General features: G+C 72.2%; 10 protein-coding genes. 1 reads left to right on the top strand and 9 read right to left on the bottom strand.

Annotation, left to right across the window (positions count from 1 at the left end):
• Window positions 1-9: 9 nt before the first annotated feature.
• The 6 genes from IO24_RS0122965 to IO24_RS0122940 form a co-directional block, all read right to left on the bottom strand.
• Window positions 10-2,199, bottom strand: coding sequence for a glycosyl hydrolase family 95 catalytic domain-containing protein (locus tag IO24_RS0122965; RefSeq protein WP_031138295.1), 2,190 nt, complete (start codon window positions 2,197-2,199; stop codon window positions 10-12).
• Window positions 2,196-4,178, bottom strand: coding sequence for a beta-galactosidase (locus IO24_RS0122960; protein ID WP_031138293.1), 1,983 nt, complete (start codon window positions 4,176-4,178; stop codon window positions 2,196-2,198). Before IO24_RS0122960 ends, IO24_RS0122965 begins: the two co-directional genes overlap by 4 nt.
• Window positions 4,178-6,382 (bottom strand): sialidase family protein, encoded by a 2,205-nt coding sequence (locus tag IO24_RS0122955; protein WP_031138291.1) that lies wholly within the window; start codon window positions 6,380-6,382, stop codon window positions 4,178-4,180. Before IO24_RS0122955 ends, IO24_RS0122960 begins: the two co-directional genes overlap by 1 nt.
• Before the next feature lie 140 nt (window positions 6,383-6,522).
• Window positions 6,523-7,449, bottom strand: a complete 927-nt coding sequence (locus tag IO24_RS0122950; RefSeq protein ID WP_031138289.1) for a carbohydrate ABC transporter permease — start codon at window positions 7,447-7,449, stop codon at window positions 6,523-6,525.
• The gene (locus tag IO24_RS0122945) at window positions 7,446-8,507 is read right to left on the bottom strand and encodes an ABC transporter permease (protein ID WP_031138287.1); all 1,062 of its coding nucleotides are present in this window, start codon (window positions 8,505-8,507) and stop codon (window positions 7,446-7,448) included. The genes IO24_RS0122950 and IO24_RS0122945 overlap by 4 nt, the downstream gene beginning before the upstream one ends.
• A complete protein-coding gene (locus IO24_RS0122940) occupies window positions 8,507-10,180 on the bottom strand; it encodes an extracellular solute-binding protein (protein WP_031138285.1) in 1,674 nt (557 codons plus the stop codon). Before IO24_RS0122940 ends, IO24_RS0122945 begins: the two co-directional genes overlap by 1 nt.
• Before the next feature lie 372 nt (window positions 10,181-10,552).
• Here IO24_RS0122940 and IO24_RS0122935 point away from each other — a divergent pair, with 372 nt between their 5' ends.
• Window positions 10,553-13,390 carry a glycoside hydrolase family 3 C-terminal domain-containing protein gene (locus IO24_RS0122935; RefSeq protein WP_031138283.1) on the top strand — a complete coding sequence of 946 codons (2,838 nt, stop codon included), beginning with the start codon at window positions 10,553-10,555 and terminating at the stop codon, window positions 13,388-13,390.
• Window positions 13,391-13,499: 109 nt separating this feature from the next.
• On the opposite strand, the gene IO24_RS0122930 is transcribed toward IO24_RS0122935, so the two are convergent.
• The 3 genes from IO24_RS0122930 to IO24_RS0122920 all read right to left on the bottom strand — a co-directional run bounded on the left by IO24_RS0122930 (window position 13,500) and on the right by IO24_RS0122920 (window position 19,007).
• On the bottom strand, window positions 13,500-14,945 hold the full coding sequence (locus IO24_RS0122930; protein WP_031138281.1) for an aldehyde dehydrogenase family protein: 1,446 nt from the start codon (window positions 14,943-14,945) through the stop codon (window positions 13,500-13,502).
• A gap of 136 nt (window positions 14,946-15,081) precedes the next feature.
• A complete protein-coding gene (locus IO24_RS0122925) occupies window positions 15,082-16,755 on the bottom strand; it encodes a PucR family transcriptional regulator (protein ID WP_031138279.1) in 1,674 nt (557 codons plus the stop codon).
• Between the two features lie 119 nt (window positions 16,756-16,874).
• On the bottom strand, window positions 16,875-19,007 hold the full coding sequence (locus IO24_RS0122920; RefSeq protein WP_031138277.1) for a hypothetical protein: 2,133 nt from the start codon (window positions 19,005-19,007) through the stop codon (window positions 16,875-16,877).
• Window positions 19,008-19,172 lie beyond the last annotated feature (165 nt).

Below are 19,172 nucleotides of genomic sequence, written 5' to 3'. Positions count from 1 at the left end.
TGGGGGGAACTACCACGCCCTCAGGACGAGGACGTGGTCTTCTCCGGCGACGAGGTGGAGGGATTCTGCGCCGGAGGAAGTCCGCAGTTCGACGCGGTGGGTGCGGCCGGGCCTGATGACGGCGCCGGCGCCGTCCCGCGTCCAGGTGAGGTCGAGCTCGGCCCCGAACCGGGTGCGCACGCCGCGCAGAGTGCCTTCGGGGCAGGCCGCCGGCAGCGCGGGCAGGAGGACCAGCCGGTCGGGGGTCGACTGGACGAGCATCTCGATCAGCACGGCGGGCAGGGTGTGCGCGGCGTCGGCGTTGTAGACGTCACGGCCGGGGTAGTGGGCGCTCATCAGGGAGGCGTGGAAGAAGTCGCCGTCCAGGACTTGGCCGAGGGCGTGGGCGACGCGGTCGCCGTCCCGGAGCCGGGCCGCGATGAGGGCGTGGTGGAGGTGGCCGTGCGCGGAGTCGTTCTCGGCGCCGCGCAGTTCGAGGGCGCGGTGCGCTGCGGCGGCGAGTTCGGGGGTGTCGTAGGGGGTGATCTCGTCGAGCGGCCAGACGCCGTAGAGGTGGCTGAGGTGGCGGTGGTCGTAGGAGTCGTCCAGGCCCGGCCGGGCCCATTCGGCCAGGGCTCCGTCCTCGTTGATCCGGTGCGGCGGGAGCCGGTCGGCGAGGGCGTTCCAGCGGTCGGCGTCGGGGCCGGGGTGGTAGGCGGCGGCCGTGCGCAGGGCGTGGCGGGCCGCGGAGAGGTCCATGGCCGCGTTGATCGTGCCCCAGCTCGCGTTGGCGGGCCGGTTCTCGGGTGAGTAGGAGGGGACGACGACGAGGTCGCCGTTCTCGTCCGTTCTGGTGAGGAAGTCCTCGTAGAACAGGGCGACTTCGGCGAGTGCGGCGGCGGTGCGCGGGTCACGGTCGGCGTGGGTGTCGTCGTGGTCGACGAGCGGCTTGAGCAGCCAGTCGGCGCCGGCGGTCCACAGGTGCAGCGGGTACTCGCGGTTGTAGTGGTAGGAGTGGCCGGACTCGCCGTCGGTGTGGGCGGGGGCGACGACGCCCCGGGCGCCGAAGATCGCGCGGGCGTTGTCGCGCCAGTCGGGAAGCTGTCGCCGGATCAGGTTCGCGTGGGCTTCGGTGACCTCGGGGAGGGCGGCGGCAGCGGCGGAGGCGGTCTGGAGGTTGAGGTTGGCGTCGTTGGTGAACGCGCCCGACCAGGCGGTGTTCCAGTCGCCGGTCCACAGTCCGGTCAGGCGGGGCGGGAAGAGGCCGCTCGCGGAGAGCAGGTGGTAGCGCCCGGCCGCGAAGAGGCGTTCCAGCAGGGCGGCGCTGCGGGGCTGTTTCAGCAGCTCCGAGCCCGGCAGGGCCCGTTCGGCGGGGTCGGCGGCGAGGTCGAGGGTGACGCGCTCGTAGGCGGTGCGGTGGAGCGCGAGGTGGCGGTCGAGGAGCTCGTCGAACCCGGGCGGAAGGTCGCGCAGGGCACGTCCCTCGGCGACCACGTCGAGCTCGCCGGTGTGCCGGTGCACCCGGGTGAGGAGCAGCACGGACCGGGCACCCTCGATGTGCACGCGCGGGGGCACGAGGGTGGTCGTTCCCCCGGTGACGGTGACCTGGGTGACGCCGGTGCAGGCCCGGTCGCTGTCCGGGTAGCGGGCGCGCAGGCTGAGCAGGGCGCCCTCGGGGGTGAGGACGGCTCCGTGGCCGATGCCCAGTCCGGCGGGGGCGCCGGGCAGCCGGGGGTCCAGGTCGATGTCGAGAGTGAGGCCCGGTCCGCTGACGTGCTGGACAATCACGTCGTCGGCGCGGGAGACGAAGACCCGGCTGGTCCAGCCGGCACAGGCCGCACTCACCACGCCGGTGGTGAAGTCGACATCGCGGCGGTAGTCGTGACAGGCGTCGGCGGGCCGGTCCAGCCGGACCTGGAAGGCGGGGTGGAAGGGCTGCACCCACTGGAGCGGGCGGCCGTCCGTGAAGTCCTCGGCGGCTCTCGTGTCCCCCGCCAGGAGGCGGTCCTGGAGCCCGGCCAGGTCGCCGGCGAGCTGCGGGGGGCGGGGGTCCCGGCCGTTCGGCCGCACCAGGGTGTGGTGCGTGACGACGACCCGCTCGGCGTGCGGATCACCGAACACCAGGGCGCCGTGCCGGCCGTTGCCGCTGAGGAAGGCGTCCTCCCAGCGGGCGGCCGGGTGCGGCTCCCAGGTGCCGTGGACGGGGGCGGAGGCGGTCATGGCCGGAGCACCGCCACCTCGTAGCGGCCGAGGGTGACCCGGTCGGTGACGTCCGTCCCGGTCAGCAGGTCGCGGTGGGTGCCGGGCACCTCGACGGTCACCGGCTCGCGGCCGTGGTTGAGCACGAACAGCACTTCGCCCCGGCGCACGGCCTCGACCTGTTCGGGGAGGTTGTCGAGCACCGGCCGGACGCCCACGCCACCGGCGATCGAGGCCAGCAGGCCGCGCAGCGCCTCGGGCTCCGGGAGCGTGGAGACGTACCAGGCCCGGCCCTTGCGCAGGACGGCGGGCAGTCCGTCGAGTTCGCCGCCCTTGTAGGGGACGGTCTCCTCGGCGGTGCCGTCTCCTTCCAGTTCCTCGGACCACAGCGTGCCCCGGAAGCCCTCGCAGGCGACGGTCTCTCCCGCGTCCAGCGGCCACCACTCGTGCAGCGTGCGGATGCCGAACAGTTCGCGCAGCCGGGCGTCCATGCCGCCGGGGCGCACGCGGTCGTCCTGGTCGGCGACGCCGGTCTGGAACCCGCAGACGAGGGTGCCGCCCTGCCGTACGTAGGCGAGGAGGTTGTCGATCGCCGCGTCGGTGAGGGCGTACAGCTGGGGCAGGACGACCAGCGGGTACGACGTCAGGTGGTGCTCGGGGTGGGCGAAGTCGGTGGTGAGGTGCGCCTGCCACAGGGCCCGGTGCCAGGCTCGCAGCACGTCCGGATACTCCACCTGACCGGACAGGCGGCCGTCCTGGGCGCCGGCCCACCAGGAGTGCCAGTCGTGCAGGACGGCGACGTCCGCGGTGAGGTGCCGGCCGGTCACCTCGGGCGCGATCCGCTCCAGGTCGGCGCCGAGCCGCTTGACCTCCTGGTACGTCCGGCCCTCCTCCCCCGCGTGACTGACCATGCCGGAGTGGAACTTCTCCGCGCCCTGCCGGGACTGCCGCCACTGGAAGTAGCAGACGGCGTCGGCTCCCCGGGCCACGGCCTGGAGGGACCACAGCCGGTTGAGGCCGCGCGGCTTGGGGTGGTTCACACCCCGCCAGTTGACCGGCCCGGCTGCCTGCTCCATCAGCATCCAGGGCCCGCGCGCCTGGGAGCGGGTCATGTCCTGGACCAGGGCGCCGTTCTGCGCGCCGAGGGGGTCGCGCGGGTCGGGGTAGAGGTCGACGGAGACGACGTCCTCCTCCTCCGCCCAGCGCCACGCGTCCTGCCCGAACCACAGCGGCATGAAGTTGCTGGTGACCGGCAGGTGCGGGGTGTGCCGGCGGACGATGTCCCGCTCGGCGGTGTAACACTCCAGGAGCATGTCGGAGGTGAAGCGGCGGAAGTCGAGGACCTGGCCGGGGTTGCGCATGTAGTGCGGCAGGCGGGGCGGCAGGATGCCGTCCCAGGTGTCGTAGCCCTGGCTCCAGAAGGCGGTGCCCCAGGCCTCGTTGAGGGCGTCGAGCGTGCCGTACTTCTCGCGCAGCCAGCGGCGGAAGGCGGTCGCGGCCTCGTCGCCGTAGTCGAAGGTGCAGTACTCGTTGTTGATGTGCCACATCGTCAGGGCCGGGTGGCCGCCGTAGCGGGCGGCGAGGTCCTCGGTGATGGCGGCGGCGTAGCGCCGGTAGGTGGCGCTGGAGTGTGAGAAGTGCTGCCGGCCGCCCCACCACTCGGTGCGGCCGTCCTCGGTGACGGGCAGGGTGTCGGGGTGCAGCCGGCCCATCCAGGGCGGGGGCGAGGAGGTGGGCGTGGCGAGGACGACGCCGATGCCGCTGTCGTGCATCAGGTCCATCAGCGTGTCCAGCCAGCCGAACTGCCGTGCGCCCGGTTCCGGTTCGAGCGTCGACCAGGAGAAGACGCCGAGGGTGACCGAGTTGACGCCGGCGGCCTTCATCAGCCGGACGTCCTCGTGCCAGGTCTCCTCGGGCCACTGCTCCGGGTTGTAGTCCCCGCCGAAGAGGAGACGGCCCCGGGTCGCTTCGCTCAGGCCGGGCCGTTTCCCTACGGTCATCAGGCGGGCTCCCCGTACTGCACGCCGCGGCCGTTGGTGGCGATGTAGACGCGGCCGTGGACGCGCGGGTCGCCGGTGACGGCGGCTCCGATCCAGCCCCACTGGTGCTGGTCGTCGTTGATCCGCGTCCAGCTCTTCGCCTCGTCGTCGGAGCGGTACACGGCGGTGATGGTCTCGGTGGAGCCGACCAGGTAGATCGCCGGGTAGGAGGCGCCTTCGGCGGCCTTGCCGAAGCCGAGGGTGTACGAGGCCCAGCAGCTTGCGACCTTGGTGAAGGTCGCGCCGCCGTCGGTCGAGCGGTACAGCCCGTTCCACTTGAGGCTCAGCCAGAGGTCGCCGGAGCGCCCGGGGGCGGCTGTCAACTGGAACTCGGTGTCGCCCGAGTTCAGGCCGGTGGCCCGTGCGGTGAAGGTCCGGCCGGCGTCGGTGCTGGCGTGGAGCGTGCCGGTGGTGGTGTCGAAGGCATAGAAGCGGGCCGGGTCGACCGGGTCGGCGAGCGGTGTGGCGCCCTTGGGGAAGGAGGCGACTTCCGCCCAGGTTGCGCCGTTGTCGGCCGAGCGGTACCCCGGGTTGGCCGTGCCGAAGGACCACAGCAGCACACTGCCGTCGGCGTTGGCCGCGATCGGCCCCGGTGCGGACTTGGCGACGTCCGGCTGGGCCTCGAACGGTGCCCAGGTCTTGCCTCCGTCGTCCGACCAGGCGCCGTTGCCGTGGTCGCCCCACCCGGCCCGCACGACGTACGACGGCTTGGCCGCGGCCAGCGACAGGCCCGTCGCCGTGCCGAACACCGGGTTCGACGCCATGCCGCGCGACGGGGACGCAGTGAGCCGCTCGTGGTACATCACGCCGATGTCCCCGGAGCCGCTGAGCAGGTGCGCCTGACCGGTGGGGGGCGAGATCAGCTGCCGTATGGACGCCTCCTCCACACCGCGGATCTGCGGGGCCCAGCGCTTGAGGTCGCGGGTGCCGTAGAGGGTCGCGCCGGTTCCGTAGACGATGTGCCGGGAGTCGTACGGGTCGAGTCCCACGGCCTGGATCCACCAGCCGAACTTGGGCTCGTCGGCGCCGAAGGTGAGGTAGGGCGTCTCGGAGACGTCGAGAACGGCCTTGTCCTTCAGGGACTTCCAGGTGCGGCCGCCGTCGGTGGTGCGGTACAGGGTGTCGATCAGCGACCAGCGGTTGTTGGTGGAGACGACGACGGTCCCGGGGCGACGGGCGTCCACGGCGCAACCGCCGTAGCCGAAGGAGTCGGTTCCGCCGTCGCCGGTCGCGCCGCCGGGCTTCACCGGGGTGACCTCGGTCCACTTCCCGTTCGTCGTACGCAGCTTGTGCACGCTGCCGTCGGACTGGCCGTTGGGTCCGGGGGCGTCGGCGTACGTCACGTACAGCTCGCGCGTGTGCTTGTCGTACGCGGCCCGGACCGGCACCCGGGCGGCGGTGCCGGCGGGCTGCCCGGGGACGGCCTCCCAGGTGGTGCCGTCGGCGGTTCTGTAGAGGTTCGCGGACGTGCCGTCGGAGTCGCCCCAGCCGGCGTAGACCGTACGGCCCGCCGCGACGAGGAGGGTGACGCCCTGGCCGGTGGCGCTGGGGGCGGCCGGGAAACTCACGGCCTTGAACGTCGCGCCACGGTCGGTCGACTTGAGCAGCCCGTCGTGCCGGGTGCCCAGCCACAGGGTGTCGCCGTCCCGGGGGTCGACGAGGAGCCGCTCGCCGCACCCGCGGCCGTCTTCGTTGGCCCCGAGCTTGACGGTCAGGTCGGTGCGCTTCCAGGTGGCGCCCCGGTCCTCGGAGCGCAGCACGGCCCCGTTGCCGGCCCAGGACTGCGCGTATGTGCCGAGGGAGAGGTACAGCCGGTTCGGATGGGCGGGGTCGACGGCCATGGCCTCGACGCCGAGCAGGTTCCAGTCGTCCCAGCCGATGTGGTCGGTCAGCGGCGTCCACCGGTCGGTCCGGTCGTCCCAGCGGTAGGCGCCGCCGATGTCGGTGCGGAGGTAGGCGAGTCCCCTGACCGACGGGTGGAACAGCACCCCGGTGACGAACCCGGTGCCGCCCTGGACGGCGTTGCGCCAGCGATATCCGCTCTTCGCGGCGGCCGCGGGCGGGACGGCGGCGGCGTGCCCCTGAGTGACCGGGAGGGAGACGACCGCGGCGACGGCGGCGGTCCCGGCCAGCACGGAACGTCTGCTGAGGTGGAACGTGCTCATGACATACCTCGGTTCTTGCAGAACAGGGAGGGGTGGATGCCCTTTTCTTGGGGACGCGGGGAACCGCGCGATCGACCACGGCGCAGCCGCGCTCGACACACAGACCGAAAGCCCTACGGCGAGAACTCGGCCATGAGGTCTCAGCCCTTGATGGCTCCGGTGAGCATGCCTTTCTTGAAGTGCCGCTGGACGAAGGGAGAGGCGACCGCGACGGGAATCAGCGCGAGGACCATGACGGCCATCTGCAGGCCCAGGGCGGAGAGTTGCCCGGTACGAACCGCCTGCTGAAGACCGGTCGGCGCCTCGGTGTTCTTCTGGACCAGCTGGATGAGCACGTTCTGCAGCGGCATCATCTCCTGGTCGGTGAGGTAGATGGAGGCGTTGAACCAGGCGCTCCAGTACCCCACCGCGTAGAACAGGGAGATGACCGCCAGCACCGCCCGTGACAGCGGCATGATGATGGTGAGCAGGATGCGCAGGTCACCGGCCCCGTCGATGCGGGCGGACTCGGTGAGTTCGGGCGAGATGCCCATGAAGAAGGCCCGCAGGACGAGGATGTTGAAGACACTGACCGCGCTCGGCAGGACCAGCGACAGGTAGGTGTCGGTGAGGCCCAGCGACTGCACCAGAAGGTACGTCGGGATGAGGCCGGCCCCGAAGAACATGGTCGCCATCATGGTCATCAGGAAGAACCGGTGGCCCAGACTGCCCGGCCGGGACAGGCCGTAGGCCGCGAGCACCGACACCGCCATCGAGAACAGCGTGCCGAAGAGCGTGACCCCGACCGAGACCATGATCGCCCGGCTGACCTGGCCGCCGCTGAGCAGTTCGGTGTAGTTGACGAAGGTGATGCCCTGGGGGATCACGACCAGACCGCCGACCCGGTCGATCACCGGCTTCGGGGAGAGGCTGGTGACGATCACGATCCACAGCGGTCCGAGCACCGCCAGGCAGCACAGCAGGAGGAAGCCGCTCTTGGCGGTGATTCCGGCCTTGCTGGGCGGCTCCTCCCACACGGGGCGGGCGGGAGCCTTGAGGCTGCGGACGAGCTGCGTGTTGAGGCTCATTTCTTGTACACCCCCTGCTCGCCCAGCAGGTGTGCGAACTTGTTCGCGCCCAGGACGAGACAGACTCCGATGGCGCCCTTGACGAGGCCGACCGCGGCCGCGTAGCTGAAGTCGCCGTTCTGGATACCCATGTTCCACACGTAGGTGTCGAGGACCTCGCTGGCCCCCGCGCCGACCGCGTCCCGCTGGAGCAGGAACTGCTCGAATCCGACGCTCAGCGCGTCGCCCACCCGCAGCACCAGCAGCAGCGCGATCACCGGGCGCAGCGCGGGCAGCGTCACGTGCCACATGCGCCGCCAGCGTCCCGCGCCGTCCATGGCGGCGGCCTCGTAGAGGTCGGTGCTGACGGCGGCCAGCGCGGCGAGGAAGACGATGATCCCCCAGCCGGCGTCCTTCCACACGGCCTGCGCGGTGACCAGGTACTTGAACAGGTCCGCGTTGGTCATCAGGTCGAAGCCGCTCCAGCCGTGGTCCTCCAGGGTCTGGGCGATGATGCCCGCGCCGCCGAACATCTGCTGGAAGACGGTGACCACGAGGACCCATGAGAAGAAGTGCGGCAGATACATGATCGCCTGCGCCACCGCCCGCACCCGGGGCCTGATCACGCTGTTGATGAGCAGCGCGAGGGCGATGGGGATCGGGAAGAACAGCACCAGCTGGAGCGAGAACAGCACGAGGGTGTTCTTCGTGGCGCTCCAGAACAGCGGGTCGTCGACCATCCGCGCGAACTGCTCCACGCCGACCCAGGGACTGTGGAAGATCGCCGTGACGCCGTTGCTGGAGGCGTATGGATCGTAGTCCTGGAAGGCGACGACGTTGCCGAGCAACGGGACGTAGTTGAAGATCAAAAGCAGCACGATGACGGGCAAGGTCATCAGGATGAGCGCGCGGTCCCGGCGCAGGCGGATCCGCCAGTGGACCTTGCCCGCCTTGCCCGCCTTGCCCGCCTTGTGCGGCACCCCGTCCTTCGCCACCGCCGTGGCGACCGCGACCGTCGGCTCCTCGACGGCCGCGGGAGGACGAGTCCCGTCGGGCCTGCTCCCGGCCGTGAGAGACATCAGTTACCGCTGCCGTTCTTGTCGATGAGCTCCTTGTACCAGTCGCGCAGCTTGTCGCCGCCGGAGGACTTCCAGGTGGAGATGGCCTGCTGGACGTCGGACAGCTTCTTGTTGCCGCGCACGTAGTCGATCTCCAGCTGCTCGAACTGGCTGGAGAGGTTGGCGTAGCGGGACGGCTCGACGATGTTCATGCCGAAGGTGGAGGTCTTCTTCATGAAGGCCCCCATCCGCTGCTGCCACTCGACCTGCTTGCGGGCGATGTCCGGGAGGTCGGGGTGGGCGTAGTAGGCGGCCGGCGCGGCCAGCATCACCCAGGCGTTGAGCACTTCGGAGTTGCCCAGGTCGTTCTTGACCGGGACGCCGTCCTTGACCGTGTAGTGGGTGCCCTCGACGCCGTAGTCGACGAGCATCCGCTCCTTGGTGCCGTAGGGCGCGGCGGAGAAGTTTGCGGCGGCCAGCGCGTTCTCGATCGTCGCCTTCGAGGCGCCCTTGCGGATCAGCGACCAGATGGTGGCGGGCTGGGACGCGTACAGCGTCGGGTTGCCGCCGTCCGCGCCGAAGAGGTCGATGGCGTCGATCTGGAGGTCCGGGTTGGACTGGGCCTGTTCGGCGGCCTTTCCGTACCAGTCGGCGATGTTGGTGTTCCAGACCAGGATCTGCCCGGCGGCGAAGCGCTGGCCCGCGTCGCCCGAGCGTGCCTTGTCGTCGGGGTGGACCACGCCCGCGTCGAACAGCTTGCGGACCCACTCCAGGGCTTCCAGGTACTCGGGCTGCTCGACGCGGTAGGTCAGCTTGCCGTCGGATCCGGTGTCCCAGCCGATCGTCCCGGAGCCGCGGACGCCGAAAATGCTCCACGCCGACCAGGTCATGTCACCGCAGGCCCACACCTTGGCCTTGGAGCTGGTGGCCTCCTTGGCCCAGCTCATGAACTCGTCGGGCGACTTGGGTACCGCGTAGCCCTTCTTGTCGAAGAGGTCCTTGCGGTACAAGGGCGTGATCCAGTTCGCGGTGGCGGCCGGCATCGGGATCCCGCGCAGTGCGCCGCCGAAGATGCCCATGCGCCAGGCGTCGGACGGTATCGCGGCCAGGTTCGGGTACTTCTTGACCTTGTCGCCCGCCAGGTAGGGGCCCAGGTCCATGAACTTCGCGGTGACCGCGTTCGCGATCTTGCCGACCAGTTCCCAGCCGGGCACGACCACCATGTCGGGTATGGAGCTGGAGGCGAGGACGGCGCCGAGCTTCTGGCCGTAGGTGTTGCCGTCCTGGTTCTGCCAGGTGACCTTGGTGCCCGCCGCAGCGTCGAGCGCCTTGTAGTAGGCGCAGCCGGCCTTCGGCGGGGACCCCCAGAACGGGGACATGACCTTGAAGGGGGCGCCGGTACCGAGCTTGTCCGGGACCGACGTGGAAAGCCCCGCGAGGTCGACCTTGCCGGTGTATCCGGAAGCCGAACCGTTCTTCGAGGGCAGGTCCGGCTTGGCGACCGTGCTGGCGACGAACGCCGGGAGCAGCTTGTCCGCGGCCTTGCCCGACGTCGTCCCGTCCTTCGAGCCGCTGTCCGACCCGCCGCAGGCGGCGAGCAGCGGTACCCCGCCGGCCACGGCTGCGGTGGCGACCGCCGTGGAGGCGAGGAAACTTCTCCGGCTCGGTCCGGAGGAGGCGGCGTTCGGCGTCATTGCGTCAACCCTTCATGGCGCACCAGGACACCCGGCGGAGGGCCGTCGGCTGCGGTGTCTCGAGTGGAACTGGCTGAGCCGAAGCGATACTCCGACGCGTGACGCGGAAGGTGCACCACCGGGTGGCGGACTTCACAGTCGAAGCGCTTCGATGTTGCTGCGAGGTTAAGTGAACACCCAGGGGTGCACAAGGGGCGATTCCAAGATTCCTCCGAGGTGTGCACGAGCACGTACGGCTCCAGCGGGGCGTTGGTATGGCACCCCGAAGCTCGGAGTTGTTGCGCCGGGGTGTCTTGACACCCACCCCTGTGCCGATCGAGCATCGAAGCGCTTCGAAAGAGCCTTGCCGCTCCATCGCAAAGGGATTCCCACGTGACCGCACACACGCCGCCCATGCCGCCGTTCCGCGATCCGCGCCTGTCGTTCGCCAAGCGGATCGACGACCTCCTGTCGCGGCTGACGGTCGAGGAGAAGACCGCTTTCCTGCACCAGTTCGCGCCCGCGGTCGAGCGGCTCGGGGTCGCCGCCTTCCGCACCGGCCAGGAGGCCCTGCACGGCGTGGCGTGGATGGGCCCGGCGACGTCGTTCCCGCAGGCGGTCGGCCTCGGCGCCACCTGGAACCCGGAGCTGGTGCGGCGCGTCGGCGACGCGGTGTCCAAGGAGATCCGCGCGATGCGCGCCAAGGACGACCGGGTCGGCCTCAACGTCTGGGCACCGACGGTCAACCTGCTGCGCCACCCCCTGTGGGGCCGCAACGAGGAGGGCTACTCGGAGGACCCGAAGCTCACCTCGGCGATCGCCACGGCCTACACGCGCGGCCTGCGCGGCGACCACCCCACCTACTGGCGCACCGCGCCCGTGCTGAAGCACTGGCTGGCCCACAACAACGAGACGGACCGCTCCACGACGTCGAGCTCGGTGCGCCCGCGCGTGCTGCACGAGTACGATCTGCGGGCCTTCCGCGAGACGGTCGAGGCGGGCGCGGTGGCCGGGGTGATGCCGGCGTACAACCTGGTCAACGGCCGCCCCAACCACGTCTCCCCGTACCTGTCCGAGCATCTGCGGACCTGGACCGAAGAGGACCTGCTGGTCTGCTCGGACGCGGGGGCGCCGAGCAACCTGGTCGACTCCGAGCACTACTTCGACACCCATGAGGAGGCCACCGCCGCCTCCCTCGTCGCGGGCGTCGACAGCTTCACCGACCACGGCACGGACTCCTCGCAGATGACCGGACGGCTGCGCGGCGCCCTGGCACGCGGTCTGCTGACCGAGGCCGATCTCGACACGGCCGTCCGCCGCCAGCTCTCGGTCCGCTTCCGGCTCGGCGAGTTCGACCCGGAGTACGACCCGCACGACGCGACCGGCGAGTTCGACACCCCGGCGCACCGCGCCCTCGCCCAGGAGGCCGCCGAGCAGGCGATCGTGCTGCTCAGGAACGACGGGGTGCTGCCCCTCGCCCCGGGCACCCGCATCGCGGTGGTCGGGCTGCTCGCCGACGAGTGCAAGCTCGACTGGTACAGCGGCACGCTCCTGCACCGCTCGACCCCGCTGGAGGGCCTGTACGAGCGGTTCGGCGCGCAGCGGGTGGAGTTCGCGGAGGGCGTGGACCGGGTCCGGCTGAAGACCTCCGCGGGTGCGTTCCTGCACGTGCCGGTGGCCGAGGAGGCCCCCGACGAGGTGCGCGGCGCCGAGGGCGCGCTCGACCCGGCACTGCTCGCGGGCCGCACCGACCTGCCCGCGCTCACCACCCACGCGACCGGCACCGAGCTGGCACTGGTCGACTGGGGCGAGGGCGTCCTGACCCTGCGCGCCCCCGACGGCCGCTACCTCTCGGTCGCCGAGGACGGCTACCTGCGCGCCTCCGCCGACCAGCCGGGCGGCTGGATCGTGCAGGAGACGTTCCGGCTGGAACCGCACGGGAACGGACACCTCCTGAAGCACCTGGGGACGGGCCGGCACGTGTGTGTCTCCGCCGACGGCGTGAAGGTTGCCGACGAAGATCCCGAGGTCTTCGAGCTGGTCGTCGCCGAGCGCGGCGAGGAGACGGTGGCGCGTGCCGCCGCCCAGGCCGACGTGGTCGTGGTGGTGGCGGGCAACGACCCGCACATCAACGGCCGCGAGACCGAGGACCGTACGACCCTGCGACTGCCCGCGCACCAGGAGCGGCTGTTGCGGGCCGCGCGTGCGGCGAACCCGGCGACCGTACTGGCGCTGGTCTCCGCCTACCCGTACGCCGTCGACCCCGCCGGGCTCCCGGCGGTGCTGTGGACCGCGCACAGCGGCCAGGCGGCAGGCACCGCCCTGGCCCGTGTCCTGGCCGGTGACGTCTCCCCCGCCGGGCGCCTCCCGCAGACCTGGTACGCCGACGACGCCGACCTGCCCGGCCTGCTCGACTACGACGTGATCGGCGCCCGTCAGACGTACCTGTACTTCGAGGGGACGCCCCTGTTCCCCTTCGGGCACGGCCTGTCGTACGCGTCGTTCGCGTACGGCGACCTGACGGCCCGGGTCGAGGACGCGACGGTGCGGGTCTCCTTCTCCGTCACCAACACCGGTGACGTCACGGCCGACGAGGTGGCCCAGCTCTACACCCGGGCCGTCGGCGCGTCCGTGCCGCGTCCGCGCCGCGAGCTGCTGGACCACCGCCGTGTCACCCTTTCCCCGGGGGCGACGGCCGAGCTGGCCTTCGACGTCCCGCTGACCGCTTTCGGGTTCTGGGACGTGGCCCAGGACCGGTGGCGCGTTGAGCCGGGCGGGTACGAGCTGCTGGCCGGGGCGTCCAGCGAGGACGTCCGGCTGCGGACGACCCTGACGCTCGACGGTGAGCCGACCCTGCCGCGCGCGGTCGTCGCGCACGGCCTCCCCGCTGCCGGGTTCGACGAGCACAGCGGTATCGAGATCGTCGACCGGACGAAGGTGTCGGGCGACGCGGTGACGCCGGTGGACTCGGCGGCGGGCGAACTGGTCTACCGTGCCTGCGACTTCGGACGCGGCATCTCCGGCGTGACGGTGGAAGTGGCCGGTGAGGGCTCGGTCGAGCTGTCCCTCGACGGCGGCCCGGCACTCGCGGTGCTGTCGACCGCCGTGCCCACATCCGGCCCCTACGACTACGTCTCGCTGAGCGCGTCCGTCGTCGCCGCGGGCGTCCACGACGTGCACCTCAGGCTGCGCGGCCCGCTGCGGCTCGCGCACGTCGGCTTCTCCGGCTGAGGGTCCGGAGCAGGCCGGCGCCAAGAAGGGGCCCGGCACCGGAAGGCATCGGTGCCGGGCCCCTTCGCAGAGCTTATATGAAAATGGTTTCCATAAGCCAGAGGGTGGACTAGAGGTCGATGCCGGTGAGGACCAGCACCCGCTCGTACGTGTAGTCCTCCATGGCGAACCGCACGCCCTCGCGGCCCACGCCGGACTGCTTGACGCCGCCGTACGGCATCTGGTCGGCGCGGTAGGACGGCACGTCACCGATGACCACGCCGCCGACCTCCAGGGCGCGGTGGGCGCGGAAGGCGGTCTGCAGGTCGTGGGTGAACACACCCGCCTGGAGGCCGTACTTGGAGTCGTTGACGGCGGCGAAGGCCGCGGCCTCGCCGTCCGCCTTCTGCACGGTGAGGACCGGCCCGAAGACCTCCTCGCAGGAGAGCGTGACGTCGGCGGGGACCTCGGCCAGGACGGTCGGCGCGTAGGAGGCGCCGTCGCGCTTTCCGCCGGTGAGCAGCCGGGCCCCGGCGTCCACGGCCTCCTGGACCCACGTCTCCACGCGCCGGGCGGCGTCCTCGCTGACCAGCGGGCCGACGTCCGTCTTGTCGTCGCTCGGATCGCCGGTGACCTGGGCCTCGACGGCGGCGACGACGCGCGGCAGGAGCCGGTCGTACACCGAGGCGTCGGCGATGACCCGCTGCACGGAGATGCAGGACTGGCCGCCCTGGTAGTTGGAGAAGGTGGCGATGCGGTTCGCCGCCCACTCCAGGTCCTCGTCGCTCGCCCAGTCGGCGAGGACGACGGCCGCGCCGTTGCCGCCCAGCTCCAGGGTGCAGTGCTTGCGCGGCACCGAGTCCATGATCGCGTAGCCGACCTTCTCGGAACCGGTGAAGGAGATGACGGGCAGCCGCTCGTCCTGCACCAGGGCCGGCATCTTGTCGTTGGCGACCGGCAGGATGCTCCAGGAGCCCGCCGGCAGCTCCGTCTCGGCCAGCAGCTCGCCGATGATCAGGCCGGACAGCGGGGTCGCCGGAGCCGGCTTCAGGATGATCGGGGCGCCGGCGGCGATGGCCGGGGCGATCTTGTGGGCGCAGAGGTTCAGCGGGAAGTTGAAGGGCGCGATGCCGAGCACGACGCCCTTCGGGAAGCGGCGGGTGAGGGCGAGCCGGCCCTGGCCGCCGAGGTCGGTGTCGAGCCGCTGGGCCTCGCCGCCGTTGAACCGCCGGGCCTCCTCGGCCGCGAACCGGAACACGGACACGGCCCGTCCGACCTCGCCGCGCGCCCACTTCAGGGGCTTGCCGTTCTCGGCGGAGATCAGCTGCGCGATCTCCTCGGTGCGCTCGGCCAGGCGCTTGCTGACGTGGTCGAGGGCGGCGGCCCGGACGTGGGCGGGGGTGGCGGCGAACTCGTCCACAACGGCGTGCGCGGCGGCCACGGCCTCCTCGACCTGCGCGTCCGTCGGCACACTCACCTCGCCGACGAGCCGCCCGTCCCACGGGGATGTGACGTCGAAGGTGTCCTCGCCGGTGGCCTGGCGGCCGGCGAGCCAGAAGGCGTAGGTGGCCGCCACATTGTTCTTTGGCATAGGGGTTCCGGCCCTTCGGCGTTGGGGTGATCCTCTGCTACGGGACCAACGGTAGGCGCGAGGTGGCCGAAGGGCGTTTGTCCGGGTCGTAGCAGTGAGGGACGCGGACACTCCGGTTTGGCTACTCGGTGGTGGTCGCCTTCAGGGCGAGCCAGAGCTCCATCCGGACGTCCGGGTCGTCCAGGGAGCGGCCCAGGATCTCCTCGACCCGGCGCATGCGGTAGCGCAGGGTGTGGCGGTGGACGCCGAGTTCGGCCGCCGCCGCGTCCCACTGGCCGTGCTTGGACAGCCAGGCGCGCAGGGAGGCGACGAGGTCACCGCGGCCGGTGGCGTCGTGCTCGTTCAGCGGCCGCAGTATCCCGTCGGCGAACGCCCGCACCGCGTCGTCCGCCAGCAGCGGCAGCACCGATCCGGCCGCCATCTGCTCGTGCTCCACGAGGACGCGTCCGCGCCGCCGCGCCACCGACAGCGCCTGCCGGGCCTGCTTGTACGCGGCGGACGCGGCGATCGGCCCGGCCGGTGCCGACAGGCCCACGACCAGTTCGTCGTCCTCACCGCCCGGCACCTTCTCGCGTATGCCGGCCCGGGCCGTCTCCAGGGCGGCCGCGTACTCCCCGCAGGCCGCCGCGGCGGCACCGCCGTCCGCGGCCAGCACCACCAGCCGCTCCCCCTCCGGCACCACCAGCACGGCCTCACCGGCCCGGGCCGCCGCGGACTCCACGACGTCGGCGAGCGCCGCGAGGGGGTCACCGCCGGTGTCGGCCGCGGCGAGCGCTGCGGCCGAGGGCCGCTCGACGGGCGGAGCGCCGTTGCGTGCCTCGGCCCGGGCCAGCGCGGCCGACGCCGACACCGGCACCCGCTCCGCGACCATCATCCGGAACGGCGCGTCCAGCAGTTCGCCGTACAGGTCCCCGGCGACCGCGCGGGCATGGTCCGGCTCCCCGGCCAGCAGCATGCGCAGCACCGCCGCACCGACCCGCTGCTCGGCCGCCTGGAGGGACCGGGAGCGTTCCGTGGTGAGGGTCAGCAGCGCGATGGCCGAGTGGACGGCGTAGCGCTCGGCGGTGCCCGGGGCGGCGGCCGTACCGACGGCGAGGGCCGCCCGGGGCCGCCGGCCGGTGCCGATGGTGTGCAGCTCGACGCGGTCCTCGTTCTCCGGCCCGCCGACCACGGAGGAGGCGGGCGCGGGGCGGTCCCGCAGCTTCTGCACGTCACCGGTGAGCCGCGCGGCGCGCCGCCCCGCCCACTCCGGTGCCGCGGCGACGACCGCGCCCGAGGCGTCGTACAACGCCGCCCATCCGTCGACCTGCGAGGCCAGCGCGGCCAGCAGCCCCTCCGGGCCGCCGGTCTGGGCCTGCCGGGTCAGCTCGCGCTGGGCGGCGAACCCGGCGGTGACGGCCCGGTACTGGTCGGCGGCGATCGCGGCGGACACGGCCTTGCTGATGGCGAGGAACGGGGTGCGGCGCGGCACCTCCAGCAGCGGCAGGCCCTCCTCCTCGGCCGCGTCGACGAGCGCCTTGGGGATTTCCTCGTAGTTGACGCCGACGGCGAAGCCGAGCCCCGCCACTCCGGCCCCGGCCAGCCGCCGCACGTAGCGGCGCATGGCCTCCGGGTCTTCGGCGTCCAGCTTGAGCGCGGTGATCAGCAGCAGTTCCCCGCCCTCCATGTAGGGCACGGGGTCGGCGAGCTCACTGGGGTGCGCCCAGCGCACCGGCACGTCGAGGCGGTGTTCGCCTGCCCGCACGGTCAGCTTCAGCGCGGAGTGGTGGACGAGCGAGGCGAGCGTCGGGGGCATGAGGCCTTCTGCGTCAGGGCTGTGTGATCTCTGTGGTCTTTTGGCCGCAGCGTATGAACGACCTGTGACGATTCTGCCTCACCGTACGATCCCCGCGTACCCGCACGGCTGGAAAGGGGTCAGCCCCGCAGATCCACCAGCAGCGGTGGCGCGTGTTCACCCTTGACGTCGGTCAGCGACAGCACCGCGTGCCCCGCCGGCACGCCGTGCGCCAGCTCGGAGGCGGACCAGCGCTCCCGCTCGACCTGCCGCACGGTCACCGCCCGCGCGGTCGGCGCCTTGCCGGTGATCACCCGGCGCAGCATGTGCACGGCCTTGCCCGCCGGGGTCTCCGCGATGATCTGCCGGTCGGTGACGTCGCGGGCCTCGGTCCACTCCTTGCCCCAGACCTCGGCGAAGTCCTGCCCGTCCCACGGCGTGAGCCCCGCCAGCGCCATCCGGCATCCGGTGGCCCCGAGCAGCGGCCCCCGCAGCGGCCGGGCCACGTCGTCCAGGGTCCGCAGGGTGAGCACGACTCCGGCGTTGCCGGACCGCAGCCGCTGGATGCCCCGCACGGCCTCGGGCGTCACCACCCCGGTCGCGTCGTCCAGCAGCAGGCACGCGAACAGCGACCGGTCCTCGCGTACGGCGACACTCGCCGTGAACTGCGCGAGCACGAGCCGGGCCAGCATCCGCGAGGCGTCGGCGTGCCCGCGCTGGGGCAGGTCGATGCGCACCCGCACCGGGTGGTCGAGGGCCTTGAGCGTGAAGGGCCGGGACTGCCCGGAGGTGTCGAAGAACCCGGCGAAGGCGGGCCGGTCGAGCAGCGCGACACGGTCGCCCAGCACCCCGGCGACGTCCCCGGGCTGCCCCATCTGCCGCTCCCGGGCGTCGAGCTCCCGCAGCAGCGACTCCTGCCCGGCCTCGTGGAGCCCCTGCCGCAGCTCGGCGAACGGCCCCGGCGCGCCGTCGAGCAGCTGCCGCAGCTCGGGCACGGAGGGGAAACGCCCGTGCACGGCCCGGAACGGCCCGAGCAGCTGGGCGAGGACGGTGGTGGAGCGGCGGCTGTCGCTGCCGGGATGCGGATCGGCGAGATCCCCGACGAGCGCCTCGGCGAGCACGGCAGCGGCCTCGTCCGGGTCGGTGCTGCCGCCGTACAGATCGAGGTCGTACTCGGAGTCCTGGTTCCCGATCCGTACGACCACGTCATACGCGTCGGCCGGTCCGAGCCCCGCGCCGGCCGCCCCGACGACGACCACGGCGGCACGCCCGGCGAGGGCGTGCAGACAGAGCGACTCGGCGAGGGGGCGGACGACCGTCCCGGTCTTGCCGGAACCGGCCGGGCCGACGGCCACGAGCGAGGTGCCGAGCAGGTCGGGCCCGAGGGCCAGCCCGGTGCCGCGGTAGGCGTACGGGTTGCGGGCGTCGTCCACGGTGGTCCCCAGCCGCACCTGTCCGGTGACGAGGTCGTGCCGGGCGAGCCGGGCGGGCAGGTCGCGCTCCCCGGAGGGGTGCAGGCACGCGGCGGCACCGTCCTTGAGCACGGCGCCGCTGAACGTGGCGAGGCTGTGCCGTCCGGTGCGGACGCCCTGCCAGGCACGGAGGATCCGGGCATGGTCGACGTCCCGCATCAGCCCGGAGCGGGCCTCGGCGGCGAGGCGCTCGGCGGCGTCGGCGGCCCCGGCGGCGCGCAGTTCGTTCCACTGGGCCGGGTCGTCCTCGGGGGCCGTACGGGCCTCCAGCGCCTCCGGCCGGCGGAAGCGGGGGGTGACGAAGCGGCGCCACACCTCGCCCCAGCGGCCGAGCCGGGCCGCCCCGACCATGATCCCCAGGGCGACGAGCAGCTCGTACCCCCGGTAGACGATGAACGTCCCGGTCTCCCCGAGATCACTGTCGCCACCCCGCCAGGCGTCGGGAACGATCAGGTCGAACGGCACCCACCACCAGTTGCCGAGGTACCCGTTCTGCAGCAGCGACCAGATCAGCCATCCCACGAGGAAGGCGATCAGCGCGCCGCTCAGCAGCTGCCGGGAGGGGATCTCCTCGGGCTCTTCCGCGGGCCGCGGCCGGTGCCCGAACCGCCACACGCCCGGCGCGGCGTCGGGACGTGGCGCGCGCAGCCAGGTGAGGAACGCCGACCCGTCCGGCAGCGGCGGCATCCCGGGGGCCCGGGGCGGCCGGGGCGGCATCGCGGGCACCTGAGGAGGTCCCGCCGGGCGCGGCACGGGGCTCGCATGCGTACCCCGCGCGTCGTGCGTCCCGTCGCTGTCCATCGCCCTTGCCCCCTGACCTGCCGCTCCGTCCACCGTCAGCGAGCCAATCTAACGCCCTCCGCTGGGGAGTTCACCGCTTACGCGGCCGGGTCCTGGGCACCGGTCCACGTAACTGCCATGTCCACCCCGGACAACGCGCTCCGCCGACAACGCCCACATGGAGCA

It is taken from the genome of Streptomyces flavovariabilis (assembly GCF_000725785.1).
Classification (GTDB): domain Bacteria; phylum Actinomycetota; class Actinomycetes; order Streptomycetales; family Streptomycetaceae; genus Streptomyces; species Streptomyces hawaiiensis.
The sequence above is the reverse complement of the archived record's forward strand: the minus strand, read 5'-3'. Positions and strand labels throughout refer to the sequence as shown.